The organism is Luteimonas lutimaris (assembly GCF_039537065.1).
Classification (GTDB): domain Bacteria; phylum Pseudomonadota; class Gammaproteobacteria; order Xanthomonadales; family Xanthomonadaceae; genus Luteimonas; species Luteimonas lutimaris.
This window is the reverse complement of record NZ_BAAAZU010000004.1, coordinates 217,970-227,993: the sequence shown is the minus strand read 5'-3', so window position 1 is coordinate 227,993 and position 10,024 is coordinate 217,970. Positions and strand designations below refer to the sequence as shown.

The 10,024-nt window shown below is 68.7% G+C and carries 9 protein-coding genes, 2 tRNA genes and 1 pseudogene; 4 read left to right on the top strand and 8 right to left on the bottom strand.

Going from position 1 to position 10,024, the window contains the following annotated elements; translation table 11 throughout:
- Positions 1–118: 118 nt before the first annotated feature.
- The 7 genes from ABD679_RS05125 to ABD679_RS05095 all read right to left on the bottom strand — a co-directional run bounded on the left by ABD679_RS05125 (position 119) and on the right by ABD679_RS05095 (position 6,479).
- Positions 119–364 carry a hypothetical protein gene (locus ABD679_RS05125; protein WP_344758884.1) on the bottom strand — a complete coding sequence of 82 codons (246 nt, stop codon included), beginning with the start codon at positions 362–364 and terminating at the stop codon, positions 119–121.
- A gap of 147 nt (positions 365–511) precedes the next feature.
- Positions 512–587 (bottom strand) — tRNA-Glu (locus tag ABD679_RS05120).
- Positions 588–633: 46 nt separating this feature from the next.
- Positions 634–709 (bottom strand) — tRNA-Ala (locus ABD679_RS05115).
- A gap of 22 nt (positions 710–731) precedes the next feature.
- Positions 732–3,140 (bottom strand): heavy metal translocating P-type ATPase, encoded by a 2,409-nt coding sequence (locus ABD679_RS05110; RefSeq protein WP_344758883.1) that lies wholly within the window; start codon positions 3,138–3,140, stop codon positions 732–734.
- A 1-nt stretch (position 3,141) separates the two neighbouring features.
- On the bottom strand, positions 3,142–3,561 hold the full coding sequence (locus ABD679_RS05105) for a MerR family transcriptional regulator (RefSeq protein ID WP_344758882.1): 420 nt from the start codon (positions 3,559–3,561) through the stop codon (positions 3,142–3,144).
- 141 nt (positions 3,562–3,702) lie between these two features.
- Entirely contained in the window at positions 3,703–4,347 is a 645-nt protein-coding gene (locus ABD679_RS05100; RefSeq protein ID WP_344758881.1) for a copper resistance protein B, read from the bottom strand.
- 248 nt (positions 4,348–4,595) lie between these two features.
- Positions 4,596–6,479 carry a copper resistance system multicopper oxidase gene (locus ABD679_RS05095; protein WP_344758880.1) on the bottom strand — a complete coding sequence of 628 codons (1,884 nt, stop codon included), beginning with the start codon at positions 6,477–6,479 and terminating at the stop codon, positions 4,596–4,598.
- 328 nt (positions 6,480–6,807) lie between these two features.
- On the opposite strand from ABD679_RS05095, the gene ABD679_RS05090 reads away from it, so the two are divergent.
- The 4 genes and pseudogenes from ABD679_RS05090 to ABD679_RS05075 all read left to right on the top strand — a co-directional run bounded on the left by ABD679_RS05090 (position 6,808) and on the right by ABD679_RS05075 (position 9,413).
- A complete protein-coding gene (locus ABD679_RS05090) occupies positions 6,808–7,206 on the top strand; it encodes a DUF2946 domain-containing protein (protein WP_344758879.1) in 399 nt (132 codons plus the stop codon).
- 62 nt (positions 7,207–7,268) lie between these two features.
- Positions 7,269–7,511, top strand: coding sequence for a hypothetical protein (locus tag ABD679_RS05085; protein ID WP_344758878.1), 243 nt, complete (start codon positions 7,269–7,271; stop codon positions 7,509–7,511).
- Between the two features lie 15 nt (positions 7,512–7,526).
- Positions 7,527–7,778 (top strand): annotated as a pseudogene (locus ABD679_RS05080) (TonB-dependent receptor plug domain-containing protein); the annotation flags it as partial.
- A 12-nt stretch (positions 7,779–7,790) separates the two neighbouring features.
- Entirely contained in the window at positions 7,791–9,413 is a 1,623-nt protein-coding gene (locus ABD679_RS05075) for a TonB-dependent receptor domain-containing protein (RefSeq protein ID WP_344759135.1), read from the top strand.
- A gap of 62 nt (positions 9,414–9,475) precedes the next feature.
- Here the strand turns inward: ABD679_RS05075 and ABD679_RS05070 are convergent, their stop codons facing one another.
- Positions 9,476–9,904, bottom strand: a complete 429-nt coding sequence (locus ABD679_RS05070; protein ID WP_344758877.1) for a hypothetical protein — start codon at positions 9,902–9,904, stop codon at positions 9,476–9,478.
- Between the last annotated feature and the right edge of the window lie 120 nt (positions 9,905–10,024).

Genomic DNA, 10,024 nt, shown 5'->3' with positions numbered 1-10,024 from the left:
TTCCGGGACGGTCAGGTTGCGGCGTCCCGTGCAAGCGGGCAGTGTGGTTTTCCCAAAGTCGGGAGCTGCCCCTTCTTGTGCGCCGGACCTGATGGCCGTGCACGTAGACGACGCGCGATCAACGCGGGGCGACGCGGGATTTCTGTCCGCTCCAGCCGTGGCGTGCGATCAGGACGCTGTCGCCGCCCGCGATCCGCACCGCGACGCCGGTCGCGTCGCCGTGGGTGCGGTGCAGGTCTTCGGCCATCCGGCTGGCGACGCCGATGGCCTCGAGCTTGGTCGGCAGGATTTCCAGGGCCCTGCCGCCCTGGCGGACGATCCAGCCGCGCGGGGCCGGCTCCACGGTCAGTACGGACCTTGCCATCGCCTTGCTCCATGATCGCAGCCGGCCCGGGGCCGGCGTCGTCGCCATGCAGTCAACGGCGGCTGCGCGGGGTCCCGGCCAGGACGGGCCATTCGGATCGCGCATACGAAAACAGGCCCGCCGAAGCGGGCCTGTTCCGGTTTGAAGTGGCGTCCCCACGGGGATTCGAACCCCGGTGTCCACCGTGAAAGGGTGGTGTCCTAGGCCTCTAGACGATGGGGACGCAGTTGGAACTCGGGTCGGAAACGGCGGTACCGGTTCCGGAATGGTGGTGGAGCCAGGCGGGATCGAACCGCCGACCTCCTGCATGCCATGCAGGCGCTCTCCCAGCTGAGCTATGGCCCCACGGGCTGGAAAGCGCGAAATTCTAGCCAGCGTCCGGCGAACGCGCAAGCCTTGTTTTCGCGTTCGACGCATTTTGTTCACCGTCGGGCGCGGACAGCCGCAGACGCAACGCGTTGCCGACCACCGAAACCGAGCTCAGGCTCATCGCCAGTGCGGCCAGCATCGGCGACAGCAGCAGGCCGGTCAGCGGGTAAAGCACGCCCGCGGCGATCGGGATGCCCAGCGCGTTGTAGGCGAAGGCAAACCCGAGGTTCTGGCGCATGTTGCGCACCGTGGCGACGGAGACCGCGCGTGCGCGGGCGATGCCGGCCAGGTCGCCCTTGACCAGCGTGACCTGGGCGCTGGACATGGCGACGTCGGTGCCGGTGCCCATGGCGATGCCGACGTCGGCGGCGGCCAGCGCGGGCGCATCATTGATGCCGTCGCCGGCCATGGCCACGCGGCGGCCCCCGGCTTTCAGCCGTTGCACCAGTTCCAGCTTGTCGGCCGGCCGCACCTCGCCATGCACCTCGTCGATGCCCAGTTCGCCGGCGACCGCGCGCGCGGTGGCAGCGGCATCGCCGGAGGCCATGACGATACGCAGCCCGTCCGCGTGCAAGCGATCGATGGCGGCCGCGCTGCCGGCCTTGAGCGGATCGGCGACGGCGACCAGGCCCGCCAGCGCGCCGTCCACGCACAGGTGCATGACACTGGCGCCGTGCGCGCGCAGGTCCGCGGCGCGCTCGGCGAGCGGCTGCGGGTCGGCGCCGTGTTCACGCATCAGCGCGTCGTTGCCCAATGCCAGCGCCCGGCCGTCGACGGTGCCACGGACGCCCGCACCGGTGACGGATTCGAAGTCCGTCGCCGTCGACAGCGGCAGATCGCGGCGCCGTGCTTCGGCGACGATTGCCGCGGCCAGCGGATGCTCGCTGCCCAGGTCGAGGCTGGCGGCCAGTCGCAATACCTCGTCGTGCTCCCACGGCTCGACCGCCACGACCTCGCGGAAGGCGGGTCGGCCTTCGGTCAGGGTGCCGGTCTTGTCGACCACCAGCGTGTCGATGCGATGCAGGGTTTCGATTGCCTCTGCGTCGCGGAACAGCACGCCGGCCTGCGCCGCGCGGCCGGTGGCGACCATGATCGACATCGGCGTGGCCAGCCCCAGCGCGCAGGGGCAGGCGATGATCAGCACCGACACCGCGGCGAGGATCGCGTGCGTCCACGACGGCGCCGGGCCGAACAGGCCCCAGCCGAAGAAAGTGAGCGTGGCGATGCCCAGCACGCCGAGCACGAACCAGTACGCCACCTTGTCGGCCATGCGCTGCATCGGCGCGCGCGAGCGCTGCGCCTGCGCGACCATCTGCACGATCTGCGCCAGCACGCCATCGCCGCCGGCGTTCTCCGCGCGCATCACGAAGCCGCCGGTGCCGTTGATGGTGGCGCCGATGACGCGGTCGTCGATCGTCTTTTCGACGGGCACCGGCTCCCCGGTGAGCATCGATTCGTCGACGCTGGAACGGCCTTCGACGAGTACGCCGTCGACCGGCACCTTCTCGCCCGGGCGCACCCGCAGCCGGTCGCCGGCGCGGATGTCGGCGAGTTCGACGTCTTCCTCGCCGCCATCGTCGCGGATGCGGCGCGCGGTTTTCGGCGCCAGTTCCAGCAGTTCGCGGATCGCCGCGGACGTGCGTGAGCGGGCCTTGAGTTCGAGCAGCTGGCCGAGCAGGGTCAGCGACACGATCATCGCCGCCGCCTCGAAATACACCCCGACCACGCCATGGTCGCGGAACGACGCCGGGAACGCGCCGGGCGCGATGGTGGCGACCACGCTGTAGCCGTAGGCGGCGATCACGCCGGTGCCGATCAGCGTCCACATGTTGGGGCTGCGGTTGCGGATCGACTGCGCCCAGCGCTGCAGGAAGGGCCAACCGGCCCAGAGCACGACCGGGCTGGCGAGCGCGAATTCGATCCATGGCTGTACTGCTGCGGGCACCAAGTCGAACAGGTGCCCGGCCATCGCCAGCAGCATCGTCGCCAGGCTCAACGGCAGCGTCCACCAGAAGCGGCGGCGGAAATCGACCAGCTCCGGGTTCTCGCCGTCGTCCAGCGACGGCAGCATCGGCTCCAGCGCCATGCCGCAGATCGGGCAGGTGCCGGGGCCGTCCTGCTCGATCTGCGGATCCATCGGGCAGAAGTAGCGCGTGCCGGGCGGGGGAGGGGGCGCGGGTTCGACCGTTTCCGGGTGCAGGTAGCGCATCGGGTCGGCGATGAATTTCTCCCGGCAGCGCGGATTGCAGAAGTGGTACTCGATGCCTTCGTGGGTCGCGTGGTGCGGGGTCTTCGCCGGGTCCACGGTCATGCCGCAGACCGGGTCGATGGCCTTGCCGGTGGCAGCCGGTTGCACCTGTTTGCCGCAGCAGCCGTCGTGGGAGGCGTGGTCGTGGTGGTGTGGCATGTCAGGCGGCCCGGCTGCTGTCGGTGGCCGGGTCGGTGGTCAGCGCCGCCATGATCGGGCAGGCCGCCAGCGGGCCATGTCCGGGGCAGGCGTCGACCAGCCCGCGCAGGGCGTCGCGCATCCGGACCAGCTCTTCCAGGCGTGCTTCCACGACTTGAAGTTTCGTGGAAGCTTTCTGCTTCATCTCCTTCATATCATTGGAATAATTTCCACTTATCGCCATGAGTTCACCTATTTCCTCAAGTGTGAATCCGAGGGTTTTGGCGCGGCGGATGAACTCCAGGCGCGTGACGTCACCCGGCCCGTACTGGCGGTAGCCGCTGGTGCTGCGCGGCGGCTCCGGGATCAGGCCCTGACGCTCGTAGTAGCGGACGGTGTCGATGGGCACGCCGGCCTGGCGCGCGAGCTGGCCGATGTTCATGGATATCTCCGGATGCAGGACGTCATGGTAGACCCTTGACTCTGGTCAAAGGTCAAGGGTTTGGCGTGAATCCCTGGCCGTGCTCGCCGGCTGCAAAAGAGGGCGCTGGGCAGGGCGGGGTTGAGGTGGGCGTCCCGTCCCTCAGAACCAGAAGCGGACGCCGGCGACCCAGCCATGCTCGCCGGCTTCATGGCCTGCGGCTTCGACGAGATCGGCGGTGTCGCCGAAACGGCGCGTCCAGACGTGGCCAACGTAGGGCGCGAAGCGCGGGCTGAATTCGTAGCGCAGACGCAGGCCGAAACTGGCGTCACTCAGGCCCTTGCCGAGGCGGTTGTCTTCGTCGTCGCGGCTGTAGAAGTTGGCTTCCAGCTTCGGCTGCAGGATGAGGCGGTTCGTGAGCAGGATTTCGTATTCGCCTTCCACGCGAGCAGCCAGGCGGCCGGCGGTGCCGACGTAGCCGGTGGCTTCGAACTCGAACTTGTACGGCGCCAGGCCCTGCACGCCGATCGCCGCCCAGTCGCGCGCCGCGCCGCCGCTGCCCGCATCGTGGCGCAGGCCGATCGTGCGGTCCCACCATGGTCCGGTGGCGTGGCTCCAGGACAGTTCCGTGCGGGCATGCTCGAGCCTGCCGTCGCGGCGCTCGCCCTCGCTGCGCAGCCAGAGCTTGTCGAGGTTGCGCCCGATGCCCGCGCGCAGGTCCCAGCCGAGTGCATCGCCATCGCCGTATTCGAGCCGGTCGCCGCGAAACACCGCGACCAGCGGGTTGTCGTCCATGTGTGCGCGCATGTCCATGCCTTCGAGATCGGCCGGGAATGCGGCGACGCGCTCGGCGGCCGTGGGGGCAGGGAAGGGGGAGGACAACTGCGCCTGGGAAGTGGGGGCGGGCATGGCGTGGCCATGATGCGCGTGCGGGTCGGCGACCGGCGGCGTGGAAGCGTTCGGCTGCGCAGGGTGCGCGTGAGCATCGTGCTGTGCAGATGCCGGCATGGCGATGCCGGCTGCCGCGATTGCCAGTAGTGCGAGCGCAGGCGGTGTCATTCGACGCGTACCTCGCGGAACATGCCCAGCTCCATGTGCAGCAGCATGTGGCAGTGGTAGGCCCAGCGACCGATGGCATCGGCGCTGACGCGATAGCTGCGCACATGGCCCGGTGGCACGCTGATCGTGTGCTTGCGCAGGTGGAAGGCGCCGGATTGGTCCTCCAGGTCGCTCCACAGGCCATGCAGATGGATCGGGTGTTCCATCATCGTGTCGTTGACCAGCACGATGCGCATGCGTTCGCCATGGTTGAGGCGGATCGGTTCGGCCTCGGAAAAGCGGATGCCGTCGAAGCCCCAGACGTAGCGTTCCATGTTGCCGGTCAGGTGCAGCTCGACGGTGCGCGAGGGCTCGCGCGGGTCGGGGTCGTCGAAGGCGCTTTTCAGATTCGCGTAGGTCAGCACGCGGCGGCCGTTGCCGCGCAGGCCGATGCCGGGATCGTCGAGCGCACGCGATGGCGTCATCGTCTGCATGTCGACGGCCGGGTTGCCGGTTTCGCTGGCCGGGTGCGACACCATCGCGGCAGTGCTGCCACCGGCGCCGTGCATCGAATGGTCCATCGCCGCATGGCCCGGTGTGGCGTGCCCCATGGCGGCGTGATCCATTGCCGCGTGGTCCATCCCACCGTGGTTCATCGCGCCATGGTCGTGCGTTGAAGCGGCGGCGGGCTGTGTTGATCGAGGTGCTTCCGGCGCGTCCATCTTCATCGCGTGGCCGGACATGTCGTGTCCCGCATGATCGCCGTGGCCCATGTCGGCCATGGTCAGGATCGGGCGTGGATCGAGGGCAGGGACGGGTGCTTCCAGTCCGATCCTTGGCGCCAGCGTGGCGCGCGCATAGCCGCTGCGATCCATTGCCTGCGCAAACACGGTGTAGGGCTGGTCCTCCATCGGCGTGACCACCACGTCCAGCGTTTCGGCCACCCCGATGCGGAACTCGTCGATGCTGACCGGATGCACCGGCTGGCCGTCGGCGGCGACCACGGTCATCTCCAGGCCGGGAATGCGCACGTCGAAGTACGTCATCGCCGAGCCGTTGATGAAACGCAGCCGGACCCGTTCGCCGCGCTTGAACAGGCCCGTCCAGTTGCCGGCCGGCGTGGTGCCGTTGACCAGGAAGGTGTAGGTCAACCCGTTGACGTCGGCGAGATCCGTCGGGCTCATCCGCATCCGGCCCCACATGCCGCGGTCGTTCAGCGTGGCGCCGAGGCCGTCGCGGCGCGCGTCGCGGATGAAATCGCCGACCGTGCGCTTGTGGCGGTTGTAGTAGTCGGGCTGGATCTTGAGCTTGCGCACGATCGCGTGCGGATCCTCGTCGCTCCAGTCCGACAGCAGCAGCACATAGTCACGGTCCGCGGCGACCGGATCGGGCTGGTCCGGCTCGATCACGATCGCACCATAGACGCCCTTGGCTTCCTGCAGGCTGGAATGGGCGTGGTACCAGTACGTACCGGCCTGTTTCAGCGTGAATTTGTAAGCGAATGCCTCGCCGGGCCGGATGCCGTGGAAGCTCAGCCCGGGCACGCCGTCCATGTTCGACGGCAGCAGGATCCCGTGCCAATGGATCGAGGTATCCACGCCGAGCCGGTTGGCGACCCGCAGCGTGACGGTTTGCCCCTGGCGCCAGCGCAGCAGCGGTCCGGGGATGCCGCCGTTGATTGCCACGGCGTTGGCCGGGCGGCCGGTGTAGTTGACCGGAAGGGCGCCGACGGACAGGGCGTAGTCGCTGCCGACGGGCTGCTGGCGAACATCGGTCTGGATATTTAATTTCGCATAATGTCTATTATGTATCATTGAAGCGGCAGGCAGTTGGCCCGCCAGCCCCAGCGCAGGAACGCCAGCCAGCCCTGCCACGAATCGACGACGTGAAAACCGGTCCATGGCCGAAGCCTAGCAACCCTGGACGAAGGTCCATGCAAGGGTTTGGGCGCGCGGGAACTCCCGCCATTGTTTGGCTGCGTTTCCCGGCCGGACGGCCGCCGCCTCACGTCCTCCGTGGCCGCTGCACGTGCATCGCATGGATCGCCACGTTGCCGGACCTGTCATCTGCCTGGCGCACGATGCGCGCAAACGCGGCCTCCATTCGCGGCACAAGGCACCCGAACTCCACCCAGCCATCGGCGTTGGGTGCCGGGAGCCATCCGCGTTTGCCTGTTTGTCTTTCCGCCGTCAGCGGTGCCGGAAGCCCGCCAGGACCTACAATGTGCGGATGACCCGCGGCTCCCGCAGTTTCCGGCACATGGCATGGTTCGCCGTCCTGGCGATGCTGTTGATCGCTGCCGTGCCCACGGTCAGCCGCGTCCTGGCGGCGACGATGCCGACGGTCGGGCCCGCGTTGCAGCAGATGTGCACGGCTGCGGGCCTGAGGGTGGTCGAGGTCCTGCCGATCGGCGACGAAGGAACGGCGCCCGTGCAGCCGATGACGACCATGGGTGACGTCTGCGGCTATTGCCTGCTTTCCACGCCGGTGCCGGTCGTGGTGCTGCTGGTGTTCGCACTGCTGCTGCGCGCACCGCCGCCACCGACTCCGCGCGCCTATTCATTGTTCCTGCGATGGCCGCGCAACCTGCGCGGACTGGGTTCGCAGGCCCCGCCCCTCGCGCTCTGAACCACAAGCAAGCGACCTACCCGCGCGGCCGTTGCGCCGCGCCCTTGTGCTTTGGAGTCGATATGTCCAGTCCCGTCTGCACGGCGATGCGTTCGTCGTGCCTGTGCGTGGCCATCGTGGCCGCGCTGTCCTCACCGCTGCCCGCCTCGGCCGCTGCCACCCCGGTGCCCGATGACGCCGCGCCGCAGGCCACCACGCTCGATGCGATCCACGTCCACGGCGTCCTGCGTGATCCCGTCGAGGCCGAACGCGAGCTGACGCCCGGCAGCGTCAGCGTCGTGGACGGCGAAACGTTCTACGAATGATCCGTCGGCAACGTCGCCGATGCCCTGCGCTACGTCCCCGGCGTGTGGACGCAGAGTTCGACCGGGGGTGACGCGATCTTCATTTCCAGCCGCGGCTCCAACCTGGACGCCACCGACTACGACAGCAACGGGGTCAAGCTGTTCCAGGACGGCCTGCCGATCACCACCGCCGACGGCAACAACCACAACCGGTTCCCGGACCCGATGGCGGCCAGCCGGGTGATCGTCGCGCACGGTGCCAACGCGCTGGCCTATGGCGCGAGCAACCTGGGCGGCGCGATGGATTTCGTTTCGGCCACCGCACGCGACGGCGCGGCCACGCAGTTCGTCCTCGATGCCGGCAGCCACGGCCTGCTGGGCGGACGGCTGACCGGCGGCGGTGTGGCGGACGATTTCGATGGCCAGGTCACGCTGGAAGCGCGCAGCCGCGACGGTTATCGCCGGCACAGCCGGCAGGATCGCAGCGGCCTGTATGCCAACGGCGGCTGGCAGGTGTCCGATGACTTCGACCTGCGCGTGTTCGCCACTCATATCGACAATGACGAACAGCTCGCCGGTGCGCTGACCCGCGCGCAGTTCGACCAGGACCCGTACCAGGCCAATCCATCGGCGATCAGCGGCAACTACCAGCTCAACGTGCGCACCAGCCGCCTGGCTGCAAAGGGCAACTGGCACATCGAGCCCGGGCGCCGGCTCGAGTTCGGGCTGTCGTACGAGGACCAGGACCTCTACCACCCGATCGTGGACAAGGTCATGGTCGATTTCGACGGGCCCGGGCCCAATCCGCCGGTGGAGGTCTTCAGCCTGCTGAAGGACACACGCCAGCGCACGCTGGGCGGCATGGTCCGCTACCAGGTCCAGCGCGGGGACCATGACGTGCTGGCCGGCATCAACCTGGCCACGACCCATGAAACGGGCGCCAACTACCGCAACGACGGCGGCCGCCGCAACGGCCGCACCGGCCTCATCGACAATCGTTCCGGCAGCGTGGAGGCCTTCGTGCTCGATCGCTGGTGCTTGCGTCCGGGCTGGACGCTGGTCTACGGCGTCCAGGGCGTGCTCACCGGCCGCGACGTGCGCAACACCGACCTGGCCAGCGGCAGCGTGCGCCATCCGGACGCGGACTATTCCTCGCTCAATCCGCGCGTGGGCGTGATCCGGACGCTGGCGCCGTCCGCCGAGGCCTTCGCGAGCCTCAGCCGGCTGTACGAGGCGCCCACGACGTTCGAACTCGAGGACGACGTGCGCGGCGGCGACGCCACGCTCGACGCGATGCACGGCAGCGTGCTGGAAGTCGGGCTGCGCGGCAGCACGACGACGGCCGCGGCGACGCGCCTGCACTGGGACCTGTCGCTGTACCACGCGCGGATCCGCGACGAAATCCTGTCCGTCGACGATCCGTCGGCGCCGGGCACCAGCCTGTCCACCAACATCGACCGCACGGTCCACGCCGGCATCGAGGCGGTGGCGGGCGCGAGTTTCGCGTTCGGCGACGGCTCGCATCGCATCGAGCCGCTGGTCAGCGTGACCTGCAACGCGTTTTCATTCGATGGCGACCGCACCTATGGCGACAACGACCTGCCTGCGGCGCCCGACTACGCGATACGCGGCGAGCTGATCTACCGCAACGATGCCGGGTTCTTTGCCGGGCCGACGTTCGACCTGGTCGGTGCACGCTACGCGGATTTCGACAACCATTACCGTGTGCGCGGATACCACCTGCTCGGACTGCGCGCCGGCATCGAGCGCGGCCAATGGACGCTGTTCGCCGAGGCTCGCAACCTGCTGGACAAGGACTACGTCGGCACCTTCAGCGTGCGCGATCGTGCCGCTGCGGACGACGCCATCCTGCAGGCCGGCGCGCCGCGGTCGCTGTCGGTGGGTGCGCGCCTGCAGTTCTAGCTGCCGTCGCACCCTCTGCCGTCGCCCGCGCACAGGTGCGGGCGACGGATGGCGCCACCTGCCTACTTGCAGGCGTCGTAGACGCGATGGTTCCAGCGCGACAGTTCGACCATTGTGATCCGGATGCCGCGGCGGCGCTGGAAGTCGTCGCGGGCCAGCTTGGCGGCGGCGCAGGGGTTTTTCTTCGCCCGGGGTTTGCGGCTGCCCTGCAGGCGTTGCGTGGCATGGCTGCGTTCCCGGCGGTCCGCGTTGCGGGCCGGTTTCGGGCGGGGAGCGGGTGCCGTGCTGTTCCGTTCGGCATCGTTGCGCTGCGCGGAAAATTCGGGCTCTGGTTCGAGGGTGGCGAGCAGCGTTTCGCCGGGCAGGCAGGTCTGGCTGCGGTACGCAACCGCCCCACCCTCGCCGCCGCACTTGTGGAAGCCTTCGGCACGGGCGTGCGGCGCACACGTGCACAGCAGCAGCGACGCGAACAGGAGTGAGCTCCATTTCATCTGCGACGTTTCCCTGTCGTGCGTGGACACGGCAAGGATGGCGCGCGGTGGCAGCCGGGAGCATCGGCCGTGACCGCGGCAACCGGTCAGGGAATCGCGTGCGGTGGGGTCGGGATTTCC

Coding starts and splice junctions, on each gene's coding strand:
- ABD679_RS05095 (WP_344758880.1), bottom strand. CDS start 6,479: ATGGACCGGTTTTCACGTCGTCGATTCGTGGCAGGGCTGGCTGGCGTT.
- ABD679_RS05075 (WP_344759135.1), top strand. CDS start 7,791: ATGGATTTCGTTTCGGCCACCGCACGCGACGGCGCGGCCACGCAGTTC.
- ABD679_RS05110 (WP_344758883.1), bottom strand. CDS start 3,140: ATGCCACACCACCACGACCACGCCTCCCACGACGGCTGCTGCGGCAAA.
- ABD679_RS05125 (WP_344758884.1), bottom strand. CDS start 364: ATGGCAAGGTCCGTACTGACCGTGGAGCCGGCCCCGCGCGGCTGGATC.
- ABD679_RS05085 (WP_344758878.1), top strand. CDS start 7,269: ATGTCCAGTCCCGTCTGCACGGCGATGCGTTCGTCGTGCCTGTGCGTG.
- ABD679_RS05070 (WP_344758877.1), bottom strand. CDS start 9,904: ATGAAATGGAGCTCACTCCTGTTCGCGTCGCTGCTGCTGTGCACGTGT.
- ABD679_RS05105 (WP_344758882.1), bottom strand. CDS start 3,561: ATGAACATCGGCCAGCTCGCGCGCCAGGCCGGCGTGCCCATCGACACC.
- ABD679_RS05090 (WP_344758879.1), top strand. CDS start 6,808: ATGACCCGCGGCTCCCGCAGTTTCCGGCACATGGCATGGTTCGCCGTC.
- ABD679_RS05100 (WP_344758881.1), bottom strand. CDS start 4,347: ATGCGCGCACACATGGACGACAACCCGCTGGTCGCGGTGTTTCGCGGC.